We start from the raw sequence: 15,945 nt of genomic DNA on the forward strand, positions 1-15,945 counted from the left end.
CCCCAGAAGCACACCCATGTATGATGTCATCGTCGTCGGCGGCGGTTCCGCCGGTGCCGCAATTGCCGCAAGGCTTTCGGAAGTCCCATCCAAGCGCGTGCTGCTGCTGGAGGCAGGTCTCGACTGGCGCGCGGCCGACGCGCCCTGGGAAGTCACCACGCAGAACCCGATCCCGATCATCCACCAGCGCGAATTCCAGGAGAAGTGGCAGTGGCCGAACCTGCATGCGCGCCGCGTCGCTGGCCAGGAGCAGCGCTTCTACTGGCGCGGCAAGGGTCTCGGCGGCTCCTCGATGATGAACGGCCAGATCGCGATCCGCGGCGTCGCCGACGCGTTAGACGAATGGGCTTCGCTGGGCTGCACCGGCTGGTCCGCCAGGGATGTGATGCCGCTGTTCTCGGTGATCGAGGACGACCTCGCATTCGGTGACAGGCCGGGCCATGGCAAGGGCGGGCCGCTGCCGGTCTATCGCGCGCCGCCGGAGACATGGGGACCGGTCGATCGCGGCCTTCGCGATGCCGCGCTCGCTGCGGGATATGCGTGGTGCGACGACGTCAACGGCCCCGATGGCGAAGGCGTCGCCTGCTATCCCATCAACAGCCGCAACCTGCGCCGGATCTCGACCAACGAGGCCTATCTGGAGCCGGCACGCAGCCGCGCCAATCTGGAGATCCGCGGCTTCGCCCTAGTCGACCGCCTCGTGATCGAGAACGGCCGGGCGACCCGCGTAATCGTTCATATCGAGGGACAGGGCACGCAGGAAATCAGCGCGCGCGAGATCGTGCTCTGCGCCGGCGCGATCCACAGCCCCGCCATCCTCATGCGCTCGGGCATCGGACCGGCCGATCAATTGAAGGCGATGGGCATCGCGGTCGAGCGCGATTTGCCCGTCGGGAAGCACTATTTCGACCATCCGCTGTTCCGCGCGACGATCCAGCTTCGCGAAGAGCTCCGACCGACCGATCGCGACACCCGTCACACCAATTGCTGCGTCACCTACTCGTCGGGCCTCGCCAATGGCGGCAAGCGCGACATGATCCTGATCTGCTTCAATCACCGCGGCATCGGCAATCCCGGCGCGATCGGTGCCGGCCTCTACAACGCCTTTTCACGTGGTACGCTAAAACTCGCCTCGCCCGATGCCTCCGTCGATCCCATCGTCGAGGAGAACATGCTGGCCGATCCCCGCGACATGGAGCGGATGGTTGATTCCGTGAAACGGCTCGCCGTTCTCACCACGCAGCCGGCGCTGGCAGGCATCGCAGACTGGATCCGCCTCACCGATACCGACCTGACACTACCGCAAGCCGCGGCGCTACCGACCCATGAATTGGAAGCCGTGCTGCGCCGTGACACCGGCGACATCCAGCACGCCGCCGGCTCGTGCCGCATGACGGGCTTCAACGACGCCAACGGCGTGGTCAATCCGGATGGCACTGTGAAGGGCATCGCGGCATTGCGCGTCGCGGACGCCTCGATCATGCCCGCCGACTGCCGCGCCAACACCCACTTCACCACGGTGGTCATTGGCGAGGCGATCGCACGCATGATGCTGCGCAAGCCCGAGACGGCCGCCGTACACGCCGCTTCTGCGATGTCCTGACCTCTCGTGCCCCGGGCGCGGCGCAGCGCGCCTTCGCGGTGCGCTGCTCAACCGGGGCCCATTACGATCGCTAAAAGCTCCCGGGTCCCGGCTCTGCGGCGCACCGTTTCACGCTGCGCCGCGTCCGGGACACGATAGCTACGCCGCCTTCTTGCTGTGCGCGAGCTGCGCCAGCTGGCGCAGGATCTCCGTGGTGCCGGCGAGACGCTCTTCGGGAGTCTCCCAATCCTGCAGGAACACCACCTTCATGTCGGGCCGCACCTTCGCGGCCTGGCCGTGGCTGCGGATGAACGAGACGAGGCGATCGGGATAGGCGAACGAGTTGTCTCGGAACACGATGACCGCGCCCTTGGGACCGGCATCGATCTTCTCGACATTGGCCCTGCGGCAGAACGCCTTGATCGCGGCGACCTTGAAGAGGTAGCGCACCTCGTCCGGCAGGACGCCGAAGCGGTCGCGCATCTCGGCGCCAAAGTTCTCGATCTCCTCCTCGGTGTCGAGATCGGCGAGCCGCCGGTACAGCGACAGCCGCACCGAGAGATCGCCGACATAGTCTTCCGGAATGAGCACGGGCATGCCGATGGTGATCTGCGGCGACCAGCGGTCGGCGGCGGGCTCGGACACGCCGGCCTTGAGGTTGACGATCGCCTCTTCCAGCATCGACTGGTAGAGCTCGAAGCCGACCTCCTTGATGTGGCCCGACTGCTCCTCGCCGAGGAGATTGCCGGCGCCGCGGATGTCGAGGTCGTGCGAGGCGAGCTGGAAGCCCGCGCCCAGCGTCTCCAGCGATTGCAGCACGGTGAGCCGGCGCTCGGCCTGCGCCGTGATCTTCTGCTGCGCCGGCAGCGTGAACAGCGCATAGGCGCGCAGCTTGGAGCGGCCGACACGGCCGCGGAGTTGATAGAGCTGGGCGAGGCCGAACATGTCGGCGCGATGCACGATCAGCGTGTTGGCGTTGGGGATGTCGAGGCCGGATTCCACGATGGTGGTCGACAGCAGGATGTCGAACTTGCCGTCGTAGAACGCGGTCATGATGTCCTCGATCACGGCGGGCGGCATCTGCCCGTGCGCGACAGCGACCTTCATCTCCGGCACGTTCTTGTCGAGGAAATCCTTGACCTCGGCGAGGTCGTCGATGCGCGGCACGACGTAGAACGCCTGGCCGCCGCGATAGCGTTCGCGGAGCAGCGCCTCGCGGATCATCAGCGGATCGTGCGGGGCGACGAAGGTGCGGACTGCGAGCCGATCGACCGGGGGCGAGGCGATGATCGAGAGTTCGCGCACGCCGGTGAGCGCGAGCTGCAGCGTGCGCGGGATCGGCGTCGCGGACAACGTCAGCACATGCACCTCGGCGCGGAGCGCCTTCAGCCGCTCCTTGTGGCTGACGCCGAAATGCTGCTCCTCGTCGACGATGAGCAGGCCGAGGTCGCGGAACTTGATCGCCTTGCCGAGCAGTGCATGCGTGCCGACGACGATGTCGACGGAGCCGTCGGAGAGGCCCTTCTTGACCTGGTTGAGCTGCTTGGTCGGAATCAGGCGCGAGGCCTGCGCGACCTGCACCGGAAAACCCTTGAAACGCTCGGTAAACGTCCTGTGGTGCTGGCGGGCGAGCAGCGTGGTCGGCACCACGACCGCGACCTGCTTGCCGTCGAGCGCAACGGCGAAGGTCGCGCGGAGCGCAACCTCGGTCTTGCCGAAGCCGACGTCGCCGCAGATCAGCCGGTCCATCGGACGGCCCTTTTCGAGATCCTTCAGCGTGGATTCGATCGCGCCAAGCTGGTCCTCGGTCTCGTCATAGGGGAAGCGCGCGCAGAACTCGTCATAGACGCCCGGCTGCACCGGCAGCTTCGGCGCCTCGTGGAGCTGGCGCTCCGCGGCGATCTTGATCAGCTCGCCCGCGATCTCGCGGATGCGGTTCTTCAGTTTTGCTTTTCGGGTCTGCCAGCCCGAGCCACCGAGACGATCCAGCTCTACCGTGGTCTGGTCGGAGCCGTAGCGCGACAAAAGCTCGATGTTCTCGACCGGGAGGAACAGCTTGGTCTCGGCGGCATAGTGCAATTCGAGACAATCATGCGGCGCGCCGGCGACGTCGAGGGTCTGCAGGCCGATGAAGCGGCCGATGCCGTGATCGACGTGGACGACGATGTCGCCGGCGGCGAGGCTCGTGACCTCCGAGATGAAGTTGTCGAGCTTGCGGCTGGCCTTGCGCGGCCGCACCAGGCGGTCGCCGAGGATATCCTGCTCGCTGATCAGCGCGATCTCGTCGGTCTCGAAACCGCTCTCCAGGCCGAGCACGGCCAGCATGGTCTCGTTACGCGGGGTCGCCTGCACCGTCCGCCAGCTATTGACGCTGGTGGTGTGGGTCAGCTTGTGGTCGCGCAGCATCGAGGTCATGCGGTCGCGCGAGCCTTCGGTCCAGAGCGCGATCACGACCTTCTTGCGCTGGGACTGCAAGGCCATGACATGCGCGACGACGGACTCGAACACGTTGACTGTGGTGTCGTTGCGCTCCGGCGCGAAATCGCGGCCCTTGCGTGCGCCGGCATCGACGACGCTCGTGCCATCGGTCGGCACGGAAAACGGCGTCAGCCGCGCCAGCGGGATATCGCCAAGGCGCTTGCCCCACTCCTCCTCGGTCAGATAGAGCCGATCCGGCGGCAGTGGCTTGTAGATGGCGCCTCCACCCGGATGCTCCATCGCATCGCGGCGAGCCTCGTAGTAGTCTTGGATCTGCTTGAAGCGCTCGCGGACCGCGTCCTCGGCCTGCGGCTCGATCGCGACCGCCGCGCCTTGCAGATAGTCGAACAGCGTGTCCATCCGGTCCTGGAACAGCGGCAGCCAGTGCTCCATGCCGGGATGGCGGCGGCCTTCGCTGACGGCCTCATACAGCGCATCATCGCGCTCGGGCGCGCCGAACTCGGCGACATAGCCCATGCGGAAGCGGCGAATCGTGTCGGTAACGAGCTGGAACTCAGAGATCGGCACCAGGTCGAGCGAGCGCATGTCGAGCAGCGTGCGCTGAGTCTCCGCATCGAAGGTGCGGATCGACTCCAGGCTGTCGCCGAAGAAGTCGAAACGGACCGGCTGCTCGAGGCCGGCCGGAAACAGGTCCAAGATGCCACCGCGCACGGCATATTCGCCGGGCTCGCGCACGGTGGAGGAGCGGTTGTAGCCATTGTGCTCGAGCCAGGCGACGATGGTGTCCATCGGCACGACGTTGCCGGGCGCGACCGACAGCGCCTGCGCGGCGACGAGCTCGCGCGCGGGCACACGCTGCACGACGGCGTTCACCGTGGTCAGCACGATCAGCGGCTTGTCGCTGCCGGTCAGCGAAGCCAGCCGCGCCAGCGTGGTCAGGCGCTGCGCCAGGATGCCGCCATGCGGCGAGACGCGGTCATAGGGCTGGCAGTCCCAGGCCGGGAAGGTCAGCACCGGCAGATCGGGCGCGAAGAACTGCAGCGCGCGTTCGAGCTGCTGCATGCGCGGCCCGTCGCGGCAGACGATCGCAAGGCTCACGGCCGGCTTCTTCGGCCGCGCCGCGATGGCGCGCGCCAGGTCGGAGACGACGAGGCCTTCGGCGCCTTCGGCGACATTGGCAAGAGTCAGCGCACGGCCGGGCGCGAGCAGCTCGGCCGGCGATTTCATCCCCTGCTTCATGCGTCGCGGTCCGCGATCGGAAACGCCTTGATGCGGGCAAACAGCGCGCCGGTTACATCGGCCGGCAGCATCTTGTCGCCGGTGATGGCGGCATAGAGATCGGGATCGTTGACCTCGAGCAGGCGCTCGAGCTCGCCAAGCTCGGCGTCGGACAGGTTGCCGATCTCCGCGTCCGCGAAGCGGCCGAGGATCAGGTCCATCTCGCGCGTGCCGCGGTGCCAGCAGCGGAACAGAAGCCGCTTGCGGCGATCATCCAGCCCGTCACTCGTTCGTGTCGTTCCCGTCATGTCTCAAATCCAGTCAAACGCCAAAAGCCCGGACGTGCCGGGCCGGGGTGATATAGCCACTCGAAACGGCTGTGTCAGCCCTCGATTTGTCATGGCCCGATGCCCGCGTGCGGATACAAAAAAGACGTGGATGCCCGGCATAAAGCCGGGCAAGAGGAGCCAAATCGATCCTAGATTCGCCCCGATGCGCCCCAGCCTGCTCAATCCGCTGTTTGCTCCCGTGACCAGCCTGCCCGGCGTCGGTCCCAAGCAGGACAAGCTGCTGCGCTATCTGCTCAGCCGCGATGAGACGCCGCGGCTGGTCGATCTCCTGCTGCACCTGCCGAGCCAGGTCATCGACCGCCGCGCCCGACCGAAGATCCGCGACGCTGCCCAGGGAACGATGGTGACGCTGGAGGTGACCATCGACCGCCACCGCCCGCCTCCGCCGCGCAACTCACGCGCGCCGTATCTGGTCTATGCCAGCGACGATACCGGCGACGTCGTGCTGACCTTCTTCCGCGCCAAGCCCGGCTATGTCGAAAAGCTGCTGCCGATGGGCGAGAAGCGCTACGTCTCCGGCACGCTGCAGATGTATGACGGCATCCCGCAGATCGTGCATCCCGACCGCGTGCTGGACGAGGAGGCAATTTCAAAGCTCTCGGGTATCGATCCTGTCTATCCGCTGACGCAAGGCCTTGCGCTCGGCTCGCTCCGGCGCGCGATTGCGCAGGCGCTGCAGAAGCTGCCCGCCCTGCCCGAGTGGATCAGCCCGGACGTGATGCGGCGCTGCAATTTCCCGCCGATTGCGGAAGCCCTCACCCGCGTGCACCAGCCGGTCGAGCTCACGGACATCTTGCCCGACCGGCCGTTCTGGTCGCGCCTCGCCTTCGATGAGCTTCTGGCCGGCCAGCTCGCGCTCGCGCTGATCCGCGCCCAACTGCGCCGCCCGGCCGGCGTGCGCAACGCCGGCGACGGCCATCTGCGAAACAAGATCATCGACGCCCTGCCCTATGCCCTGACCCCGTCGCAGCGCGGCGCGGCAGCTGCCATCGCCGACGACCTGCAACAGCCCGTTCGCATGCTCCGCCTGCTCCAGGGCGACGTCGGCTCCGGCAAGACCGTGGTGGCGCTCCTTGCGGCCGCGGCCGTTACCGAAGTCGGCAAACAGGCTGCGCTGATGGCTCCGACCGAAATTTTGGCGCGCCAGCACATCAAGACCATCGCGCCGCTCGCAGAGCGCGCAGGCATGCGGGTCGCGATCCTCACCGGCCGGGAAAAGGGCAAGGAGCGGCGCGAGATCATCACGGGTCTCGCCGAGGGCGAGATCGACCTGCTCGTCGGCACGCATGCGCTGATCCAGGACGACGTGATCTTCAGGGATCTCGCCCTCGCCATCGTCGACGAGCAGCACCGCTTTGGCGTGCGCGAGCGCCTCGCGCTGACGTTGAAGGGCGAAGCCGTCGACGTGCTGGTGCTGAGCGCAACGCCGATCCCGCGCACGCTGGTGCTGACCTATTTCGGCGACATGGACATCTCCGAGCTGCGCGAAAAGCCGGCCGGCCGCCAGCCGATCGACACCCGTGCGGTGCCGATGAGCCGGATCGAGGAGGTCATGGACGGCGTCGGCCGTGCGCTCCAGTCCGGCAAGCTGGTCTACTGGATCTGCCCGCTGGTCGAGGAATCCGAAGCCGAGGGGACCGAGCACCTTACCAATGCGACCAAGCGTTTCGAAAGCCTGCAGAAGCGGTTCGGCGAGCGCGTCGGCCTCGTCCATGGCCAGATGAAGGGCACCGAGAAGGACCGCGTGATGGGCCAGTTCGCCGCTCATGAGATCGGGCTCCTGGTCGCGACCACCGTGGTCGAGGTCGGCGTCGACGTTCCGGCCGCCACCATCATGGTGATCGAGAACGCCGAGCGCTTCGGCCTCGCGCAGCTACACCAGTTGCGCGGCCGGATCGGCCGCGGCTCGGAGGCCTCGACATGTCTGCTGCTCTACTCGGAGCCGCTCGGCGAGATGTCGAAGGCACGGCTGAAGGTGATCCGCGAGACCACCGACGGCTTTCGCATCGCCGAGGAGGACCTGAAGCTGCGCGGCGAAGGCGACGTGCTGGGCGTGCGCCAGAGCGGCCTGCCCGGCTACCGCATCGCGCGCTCGGAGGTTCATGGCCAGCTCACCACTCAGGCCCGCGACGAAGCGCTGCGCATCCTGAAGGATGATCCGAAGCTGAAGGGCGAGCGCGGCGAAGCGCTGCGGTGCCTGCTGTATCTCTACGAGCGGGACGAGGCGATCCCGCTCATTGGTGCGGGCTAGCCTACTGCCCTTTGTCGTCCAACCTCGTAGGCCGCCACATGCGCGCGGGCGAGATCCAGCAGCGGCGTGTCGATACCCAGCGCACGGGCACGATTGGCCATATCGCCCAGGATATGCTCCGCCTCGGTGATCGAACCGCGCTCGATATCCCGCAGCATCGAGGCCTTAAGCGGAGAGTTCGGGGTCGTGAAGAGATTGCGGTCAAACTCGATGAACGGCGCTCGTGGCTCAAAGCCCGAAGCCGTCGCGACGGCGCAGCATTCTCCGAACAGGCGGAAGATCGCCTCCTTGCCGTTAGGGACAGCCAGGATGTCTCCGATGCTTGCGCGCATCAGGCAAGTGATGCCGGCGAGCGTGCTGAGCTGGACGAATTTCTCCCACATGTCATGCATGATGGTCTCGCTGGCGCGAGCATCGATATTGGCGCCTTGGAGCAGTGACCGGAGCGCAAGCGTGCGCTCACTCGACGAGCCGTTGATTTCGCCGAAGACGATCATTTGATTGGGCCAGAACTGAACGACTCGACCTTCCGCATCGAGCCCTGCGCTGATGTTCGCCAATCCGCCCAGGACCTGCGCCGCGCCGAACCGTGCAGTCAGGAGGTCGATATGCCTCAACCCGTTGAGGATGGGCAGGATCATCGTGTTGGAGCCGACAGCCGGCGAAAACTGGCTCATCGCATCGCCGAGCGAATAGGACTTCACGCCGACGAGCACGACGTCGAACAATTCCTTGAGATCGTTCGCCAGAAAAGCAATCTTCCGTTGAGGCTCGTTCTATGAAACCTTTTGTCCATGCGCCGGATCATCGTCGTTGGCTCCCAGGGAAGCGGAAAGACGCACCTCTCCCGGAATCTCGGGCGAAAGCTCGGGCTGCCGGTGGTGCATCTCGACGTGCTCTACTGGCAGCCAGGCTGGAAGCCATCCGACAAGCCGAGCTTTCGGGCGCGCGTCGCCGAGGCAGTCGCGGGCGACGCATGGGTCGTCGACGGCAGCTTCTCAGGGCTGGCCTTCGATATCACGCTCGCGCGCGCGGATACTCTGGTCGTCATCGACCGCCCGCGCTGGCTCTGCCTGTGGCGCATTCTCTGGCGCTCAGCTTTCGATCGCGACAAGGCCCGGCCTGATCTACCTGGGGGTTGTCCTGAACAATTCGACTGGAAATTGATGCGCGAAGCGTGGCGCTATGACACAGAGCGTGCGCCCCTCATCGAGGCCGAGCGTGTGCAGTATGGCGCGGACGTCCCGGTCGTCCGCTTGAGGCGCGACCGGGACATCCAGGGTTTTCTGGATTCCGTTTCGGAGCACGGCGAGCGATCCGTCGCCGTGACGTGAGGCGAATGATTAGGACCTTTTCTGCGCACTTTTTTCCGCGAACGCCTTCAGCAGCGCCGCATCCACCGCCTCGCCTTTCGCGTCCGCGGCGAGGTGCTCGAACCAGCGCGCAAAACCCTCGTAGATCTGGCTGGCGGGATGATCGGGGCCGAGGAAGCCTGAAATCTCCCGCATCTCCGCGACCCAGCGATAGGCCTTCGGGATCATGTCCGGCAGAGCGACTTCGAGCCGCGCCAGGATCGCCGGCTGGCTCAGCGCGAGCTCGTCGCGCAGCGCATCGACCGCACCCGCCTTCGTTGCCGCGACCACCATGGCCGAGCCGATGCCCGCGAGGCCCTTGACGATACCGGCGTAGGACATCTTTAGCGCGGACGCCGCGCCTACAGGCCCCTCGACGATGCGCACGTCGAGGCCGAGATCTCTGAGCACCGCGACATCCCTGGCGTGCGCGCCCGACATGTAGAAGGCCGGGCTCTTGCCGCCGGGCTGCGGCGGGAAGCCGATGATGCCGGCATCGACGAACGGCGCCCGCGCCGAGCCGATGATCTGCTCGATCCGCATCACGGTGTCGACATTGACGGCGTTGCAATCAACGACGACCGGCTTCTTCTCGCGCCTGACGATCAGCGCCGCCAGGCGTTCAGCAAGTGCAATGGCCTCGCCCGGCGGCACGATCGAGAGGATGATGTCGGCCTCCGCGATCGCGTCGTCCTCGGCGCCAACCATGCCGGCATCGGCGGCACGCTTCAGCGTCGCTTCGCTCCGTCCCTTCAACGACGTCAGCACGCGCGCGCCGTTCTCACTGAGGCGGCGGGCCACAGCGCTGCCCATGGCGCCGGGCGCAAGGATCGCAATGGTCTTGGACATTGTGCACTCCAGTTCGACGTCGGCGCGCCGCGCCAGGCCTGCGACCGGAATGATAGCAGAAGATGCGAACGCCCGCGTGAATACGGCCACCCCGCGCGGGAATGGCCCTACTCCACCTTCGCAGGCTCGGGCTTGAGCGAGGAGGCATTGGCGATTCGCGCGGCATTTGCCATGCCCGCGAGCGCCGCGGCCTTCTTCGGGTCAGGCGCTGAGCCCGGCTGCACCACGCCGGCCGACATGATCAGCGTCGCGGCATCCTCGGCGCTGAGGTCAACCTCGATGATCTTGCTCTTGGGCACGTAGAAGAAGAAGCCGGTGGTCGGGTTCGGCGAGCACGGCAGGAACACCGAGACATGCTCCTCCTGCCCCGGCAGGCTGCGGGCGATGTCCTCGCTCGGTGCCTGGGAGATCAACACGATCGACCACATGCCCGGCGAGGGAAACTCAACCAGGCCGACTTTCCGGAAGCTCGAGCCCTTGCCCGAGAACAGCGTCTCGAACACCTGCTTCAGGCCGCGGTAGATGGCGCGAACGGCCGGGATCCGGCCGAGGAAGGTCTCGCCGACGTCGACCAGCGTCCGGCCGATCAAGTTGGCGGCGAGGAAGCCGACCAGTGTCAGCGAGAAAAATGCGACAATGAGTCCCCAGCCGGGAACGCCGTATGGCAAGTAGGTTTCGGGCCGATAGGCCAGCGGCACGAATGGCCGCACCACGCCATCGACCCAGGTGACGAACCACCAGACCAGATACAGGGTGATCGCGATCGGCCCCGTCACGACGAGGCCGGTCAGGAAATAATTGCGGAAGCGGCCCATTAGGCCGGTATGCGGTTCCGGCGCGGGATCAAGGGGCGCTGGCGCGTCGTCGCGGGTGGTCATTCGGGTTCCAGGTCGGTCGCTCAAATCAAGCTAGGGCCTTCTAGCAGGTTTTGGAAGACCACGAAGCGGCGGGCGACTTAATCCCTTTGGGCCTGATCCCTTCTGCCTATTCCACGGTCACGGACTTTGCGAGATTGCGCGGCTGGTCGACATCGGTGCCCATCACGACAGCCGTGTGATAGGCCAGCAATTGCACGGGGACGGCATAGACCATCGGCGTGAAGGCCGCCGCCATGTCAGGCATCACGATGGTGACGAGCGAATCGACCGTAGCCTGTTCCGCGCCCTTGGCGTCCGTCATCAGGATGATGTTGCCGCCGCGGGCGGCGACCTCCTGCATGTTCGAGACGGTCTTCTCGAACACGCGGTCGTAGGGCGCGATGACGACGACCGGCATGGTCTCGTCGATCAGCGCGATCGGCCCGTGCTTGAGCTCGCCGGCGGCATAGCCTTCGGCGTGGATGTAGGAGATCTCCTTCAGCTTCAGCGCGCCCTCGAGCGCGAGCGGGAAGCTGGTGCCGCGGCCGAGATAGAGCACGTCGCGCGACTTCGCGATCTCGCGCGCCAGACGCTCGATCTGCAGCTCGGTGGTGAGCGCATCCGACATCAAACGCGGGACCTCGACGAGGCCATGGACCAGCTTGGTCTCGTCCTCGTCGGACAATTCACCGCGGGCCTTGCCGGCTGCGATCGCGAGATTTGCCAGCACCATGAGCTGGCAGGTGAAGGCCTTGGTCGAGGCGACGCCGATCTCGGGGCCAGCCAACGTCTGGAGCACGGTCTCGCTCTCGCGCGCGATCGTGGAGGTCGGCACGTTGACGACGGCAACCGTGTGCACGCCCTCGGCCTTGGCATAGCGCAGAGCGGCCAGCGTGTCGGCGGTCTCGCCCGACTGCGAGATGAAGATCGCAAGATCGCCCTTGCGCAAGGGCGCCTCACGGTAGCGGAACTCGGAGGCGACATCGACCTCGACCGGCACGCGCGCAAAACGCTCGAACCAGTATTTTGCGACGAAGCCGGCATAGCTCGCGGTGCCGCACGCCGTGATGTTGATGCGCCCTATATCCTTGAAGTCGAACGGCAGCTTCACCGGCAGCAAGACACGTTCGGTCGCCATGTCGACATAGCGCGCCAGCGTGTGGCCGACAACCTCGGGCTGCTCGTGGATTTCCTTGGCCATGAAGTGGCGGTAGTTGGCCTTGTCGACCAGCGAGGTCGAGGCCGCGTGCTTGATCTTGTCGCGGTGGACGGCGTGGCCATCCTTGTCGAAGATCGCAGCGCTCTTGCGAGTCAGAATGACCCAGTCGCCATCCTCGAGATAGCTGATCGTGTCGGTGAACGGCCCAAGCGCGATGGCGTCGGAGCCGAGATACATCTCGCCGTCGCCATGGCCGATCGCGAGCGGCGGACCGTTGCGGGCGCCGATCATCAGGTCATCCTCGCCGGCGAAGATGAAGCCGAGCGCGAAGGCGCCGCGTAAGCGGGCCAGCGTCAGCTTCACCGCCTCGACAGGCTTGTTGCCGCGCGCGAGCAGGTCGTCGACGAGATGCAGCACGATCTCGGTGTCGGTCTCGGTGCCGAACACCGTGCCCTTCGCCTCGAGCTCCTCGCGCAGCTCGCGGAAATTCTCGATGATGCCGTTGTGGACCACGGCGACGCGCTCGGTCGCATGCGGATGGGCGTTGTTCTCGGTCGGCTTGCCGTGGGTGGCCCAGCGGGTGTGGCCGATGCCGGTCGTGCCGCCGAGCGGCTTGTCGCGCAGCCGGCTCTCCAAATTCTTCAGCTTGCCCTCGGCGCGGCGGCGCTCGATATGGTTGCCTTCGAGCGTGGCAACGCCCGCGGAATCGTAGCCGCGATATTCAAGACGTTTGAGCGAATCCACCAATTGCTCTGCAACCGGTTCGCGCCCGAGAATGCCGACAATCCCGCACATACGGACCACTCTCCCCCAAATCGTCGAAAAATCGCCTAAACGACACGCTCGGCTTTTAGCGAAGTTCCCAAGGAACCAGGTACTCAATAATTATTGCTGATTGAGACAGCACCAGTTCGCACCAGGCCTCGACTGCGTCGAATTGGCCGGCCTTAAACCGCGCGAATTAACTTGTTGTCAACTGGTTTGACCAACCATTCCCGTTCAGGAGTGTAAGGTCATGAAGAGCTCGTCCGACCGCAAAGGTCTGTCATCGATGTCTGTGCGCGCCAGCGAGACCACGGGCACGCGCCTTGCGCATTGGCCGCCGCCTCAGCGCGGCAAGGAAAGCAAGCCTGTCTTCGTGAAGCACCAGGCCGGCGAGCCGGCGAAACGCGCCAAGCCGCGCGGCTGGCGTCTGACACGCGCGATCTTCTCGGAATTCTCCGACGACGAATAGCGCCGGCCGACGATGCCTCATCGCGCCAAGACAGTGGAGGTCCGCTGCTTACAACACGTCGACTTCTGGCGATCGCCTCCGTGACGTGCAGGCGGCCCTCAGCACGGCACAGAGGCATTGGCCCGGCGTTCCCTTACGGGAAATGCCTGGTGGCAGAAGCTGAGCCGAGATTTCCGCCGCTGCCCACTGCGGTCACCGTCCACTGATAGTCGTGCCCCCCTGGCGGAGGGCTGGGCGGCGAGTAGTTGGATTGACCGAGAGCGCCACAGACGACCGAGCTTTGTCCCTTGTAGACGACGGTCCCTCCACCATGATTGTAGTCTGTTTTCTGGAGATCGACCATGCGGAATACAAGCGTGGTCGTGCCCTTTGGAACGCCACTTATCGAGAAGACTGGAGAGCTCAAGCCGCACCATTTGAATGACAGCGAGAACGCTGACGCGTTGGCGGTACTCGCGACAAGCAGGCCCATCGCGCAAACAATCAAACGAAAACGCATTCTATTTCCCCTGCAAAATTCATGAAGTGTCAGGGCAACCAATGTTCCTAATGGGAGCGAACATACACATGCCGCTCGACCGATCAACGATTTGCACCGCCAATTCTGGCGCGGCAAGGAATTCCAGTCGGCGTAATCCATCCGTCGGGATTGGCGGTCACGCTGGACAAGCCGCGCTCCACGGAAACCGACGACAAGTAGCGCCGCTTATTTCTCCGGCTTCTTGCCGCCGCCCGTCTTCATCTCGCGATAGCGTGTAGCGCCGCCTTCGCGGATGGTCTGCTGGTTGCGCTCCAGCGCCATCGCGTCGTCGGGCACGTCGCGCGTGATCACCGAACCCGAGCCGATATAGGCGCCGTTGCCGATCTTCACCGGCGCGACCAGCGAGGAGTTGGTGCCGACGAAGGCGCCCTGCCCGATCACCGTCTTGTGCTTCTTGAAGCCGTCGTAGTTGCAGGTGATGGTGCCGGCGCCGATGTTGGAATTGGCGCCGACGGTGGCATCGCCGATGTAGGAGAGATGGTTGACCTTGACGCCGGCCTCCAGCGTCGCCGCCTTGGTCTCCACGAAATTGCCGATGCGCGCGCCGTCGCCGAGCGAGGTGCCGGGACGCAGCCGCGCATAGGGGCCGATCGAGACGTTCCTGCCGAGCGTGGTCTGCACGATGTGCGAAAAGGAATGGATCACGGCGCCGTCGGCGATCGACACGCCGGGTCCGATCACGACGAAGGGCTCGATGGTGACATCCTTGCCGAACACGGTGTCGGCCGCGAGATAAACGGTCTCAGGTGCGATCAGCGTGACGCCGGCTTCCATCGCCGCCTTGCGCAAACGCGTCTGCATCACGGCTTCGGCCTCCGCGAGTTGCGCCTTGGTGTTGATGCCGCGCACCTCGTCCTCGCTCGTCTCGATCACCACGGACTCCCATCCCTTTTCGCGGACGATGTGGACTGCGTCCGTCAGATAATATTCACCCTTGGAATTGGCATTGCCGATTTGCCCGAGAATTTCGAGCGCGCGGCGCCCGTCGATCGCCATCACGCCGGCGTTGCACAGATCGATCTTGCGCTCCGCCTCGCTGGCGTCGGCCTGCTCGCGGATCGCGACCAGGCGCTCGCCCTCGACGATGAAGCGGCCGTAGCCGGTAGGATCGGCGGCGCGAAAACCGAGCGCGGCGATCGCGGCGCCCTTCGCGAGCGGCGCGCGCAGCCGGGCAAAGGTCTCGGCCGAAATCAGCGGCGTGTCGCCGAATGCGATCAGGAGATCGTCCGCGCCGCGCGCGATTGCCTCGCGCGCCGCCAGCACCGCATGCGCGGTGCCGAGCCGTTCCGCCTGCACGAAGGTGAGCGCGTCGGGGCGGATGCGCCTGGCCTCATCCGCGACCGCCTGATGGTCAGGGCCGATCACGACGGCGAGCGAGGTGCCGGCTCCCTTCGGCGCGGCCGCAAGCACGTGGGCGAGCAGCGTCTGGCTTGCGACGGGATGCAGCACTTTCGGCAGGCTCGATCGCATGCGCGTGCCTTCGCCGGCGGCGAGCACGATCGTGAGGCTTGAGCGGGCGGTCATCAATATCCTGTACGGCCGAATCGATTGCGCGGCAGGCGGCAGGCCGCCCTCGTGAGCTTGCCGCCTTGCTACCCCCGCAAACGCCCGGAATTCAAGTGCGGCCCGCATTTCCTGTTAATGTTCCCTGATTGATTCGGGGAAGCGGTCCAGGGGGCTGGGCACTAAACGTTCATGGCAAAGGATTCCGACCCACTGGCGGATGCCTTCGGCGCCAAGGAGACCGGCGGGCTGTTCTCCGGACTTTTGGCCGAGGAAAACGCGTCCGGCCGCCGCCTGATGTGGCGGCTGGGCTCGTGGGGCGTGGCCGCCGTCGGCGCCGTCGTGGTGGCCGTGATGGCCAACCAGGCCCAGCTCGGCTGGCGCCGCGACCAGGTCGCCTCGGCCGATCTGTCGCGCCAGGCCGACCGGCTCCAGATGCTGACGAAGGAGAGCCAGAACGAGGCCCGCCGGCTCGCTTCCGCCATCGAGACACTGAACACCGATCGCGACCGGCTCTATTCGCGCGTCACCGTGCTGGAGCAAGGGCTCGATTCCGTCACCGGCGCCGTCGCCAGGCAGACCGCCACGCCGCCGCAGGCCGCAAAGCCGC

10 protein-coding genes and 2 pseudogenes are annotated in these 15,945 nt (G+C 65.7%); 5 read left to right on the forward strand and 7 right to left on the reverse strand.

Translation table 11 applies throughout. The features are described from left to right. Nucleotides 1–16: 16 nt before the first annotated feature. Nucleotides 17–1,603, forward strand: a complete 1,587-nt coding sequence (locus AC630_RS21420; protein ID WP_074120451.1) for a GMC family oxidoreductase — start codon at nt 17–19, stop codon at nt 1,601–1,603. A gap of 138 nt (nt 1,604–1,741) precedes the next feature. Here AC630_RS21420 and mfd read toward each other — a convergent pair whose 3' ends face one another. Beyond that, complete coding sequence (gene mfd / locus AC630_RS21425; protein ID WP_074120452.1) at nt 1,742–5,260, reverse strand: transcription-repair coupling factor; 3,519 nt, start codon at nt 5,258–5,260, stop codon at nt 1,742–1,744. Then, nucleotides 5,257–5,547 (reverse strand): FAD assembly factor SdhE, encoded by a 291-nt coding sequence (locus AC630_RS21430; protein WP_074120453.1) that lies wholly within the window; start codon nt 5,545–5,547, stop codon nt 5,257–5,259. Before AC630_RS21430 ends, mfd begins: the two co-directional genes overlap by 4 nt. Before the next feature lie 184 nt (nt 5,548–5,731). Here AC630_RS21430 and recG point away from each other — a divergent pair, with 184 nt between their 5' ends. Then, the gene (recG, locus tag AC630_RS21435; protein ID WP_074120454.1) at nt 5,732–7,840 is read left to right on the forward strand and encodes an ATP-dependent DNA helicase RecG; all 2,109 of its coding nucleotides are present in this window, start codon (nt 5,732–5,734) and stop codon (nt 7,838–7,840) included. Here recG and AC630_RS21440 read toward each other — a convergent pair. Next, nucleotides 7,837–8,589, reverse strand: a pseudogene (locus AC630_RS21440) (2-dehydropantoate 2-reductase); the annotation flags it as partial. The gene recG and the pseudogene AC630_RS21440 overlap by 4 nt on opposite strands. Before the next feature lie 129 nt (nt 8,590–8,718). On the opposite strand from AC630_RS21440, the gene AC630_RS21445 reads away from it, so the two are divergent. Then, entirely contained in the window at nt 8,719–9,174 is a 456-nt protein-coding gene (locus AC630_RS21445) for a P-loop NTPase family protein (RefSeq protein WP_245330476.1), read from the forward strand. A 9-nt stretch (nt 9,175–9,183) separates the two neighbouring features. On the opposite strand, the gene AC630_RS21450 is transcribed toward AC630_RS21445, so the two are convergent. From AC630_RS21450 to glmS, 3 genes are all read right to left on the reverse strand, one after another. Continuing rightward, nucleotides 9,184–10,041 carry an NAD(P)-dependent oxidoreductase gene (locus tag AC630_RS21450; protein WP_074120465.1) on the reverse strand — a complete coding sequence of 286 codons (858 nt, stop codon included), beginning with the start codon at nt 10,039–10,041 and terminating at the stop codon, nt 9,184–9,186. Between the two features lie 107 nt (nt 10,042–10,148). Next, nucleotides 10,149–10,919 carry a DUF502 domain-containing protein gene (locus AC630_RS21455; RefSeq protein ID WP_074120456.1) on the reverse strand — a complete coding sequence of 257 codons (771 nt, stop codon included), beginning with the start codon at nt 10,917–10,919 and terminating at the stop codon, nt 10,149–10,151. A gap of 106 nt (nt 10,920–11,025) precedes the next feature. Further along, entirely contained in the window at nt 11,026–12,852 is a 1,827-nt protein-coding gene (glmS, locus tag AC630_RS21460) for a glutamine--fructose-6-phosphate transaminase (isomerizing) (RefSeq protein ID WP_074120457.1), read from the reverse strand. 220 nt (nt 12,853–13,072) lie between these two features. Here glmS and AC630_RS21465 point away from each other — a divergent pair, with 220 nt between their 5' ends. Beyond that, complete coding sequence (locus AC630_RS21465; RefSeq protein ID WP_074120458.1) at nt 13,073–13,291, forward strand: hypothetical protein; 219 nt, start codon at nt 13,073–13,075, stop codon at nt 13,289–13,291. A gap of 706 nt (nt 13,292–13,997) precedes the next feature. Here the strand turns inward: AC630_RS21465 and glmU are convergent. After that, a complete protein-coding gene (glmU, locus tag AC630_RS21475) occupies nt 13,998–15,356 on the reverse strand; it encodes a bifunctional UDP-N-acetylglucosamine diphosphorylase/glucosamine-1-phosphate N-acetyltransferase GlmU (RefSeq protein WP_074120459.1) in 1,359 nt (452 codons plus the stop codon). Between the two features lie 171 nt (nt 15,357–15,527). On the opposite strand from glmU, the pseudogene AC630_RS21480 reads away from it, so the two are divergent. After that, nucleotides 15,528–15,945: pseudogene (locus tag AC630_RS21480) on the forward strand (hypothetical protein); the annotation flags it as partial.

Origin of the sequence: Bradyrhizobium sp. AS23.2, from assembly GCF_001908185.1 — a bacterium.
Classification (GTDB): Bacteria; Pseudomonadota; Alphaproteobacteria; order Rhizobiales; family Xanthobacteraceae; genus Bradyrhizobium.

Bases quoted from the DNA above. Each gene is read 5' to 3' on its own strand.
- AC630_RS21420 (WP_074120451.1), top strand. From the start codon at position 17: ATGTATGATGTCATCGTCGTCGGCGGCGGTTCCGCCGGTGCCGCAATT.
- mfd (WP_074120452.1), bottom strand. From the start codon at position 5,260: ATGAAGCAGGGGATGAAATCGCCGGCCGAGCTGCTCGCGCCCGGCCGT.
- AC630_RS21430 (WP_074120453.1), bottom strand. From the start codon at position 5,547: ATGACGGGAACGACACGAACGAGTGACGGGCTGGATGATCGCCGCAAG.
- recG (WP_074120454.1), top strand. From the start codon at position 5,732: ATGCGCCCCAGCCTGCTCAATCCGCTGTTTGCTCCCGTGACCAGCCTG.
- AC630_RS21450 (WP_074120465.1), bottom strand. From the start codon at position 10,041: ATGTCCAAGACCATTGCGATCCTTGCGCCCGGCGCCATGGGCAGCGCT.
- AC630_RS21455 (WP_074120456.1), bottom strand. From the start codon at position 10,919: ATGACCACCCGCGACGACGCGCCAGCGCCCCTTGATCCCGCGCCGGAA.
- glmS (WP_074120457.1), bottom strand. From the start codon at position 12,852: ATGTGCGGGATTGTCGGCATTCTCGGGCGCGAACCGGTTGCAGAGCAA.
- AC630_RS21465 (WP_074120458.1), top strand. From the start codon at position 13,073: ATGAAGAGCTCGTCCGACCGCAAAGGTCTGTCATCGATGTCTGTGCGC.
- glmU (WP_074120459.1), bottom strand. From the start codon at position 15,356: ATGACCGCCCGCTCAAGCCTCACGATCGTGCTCGCCGCCGGCGAAGGC.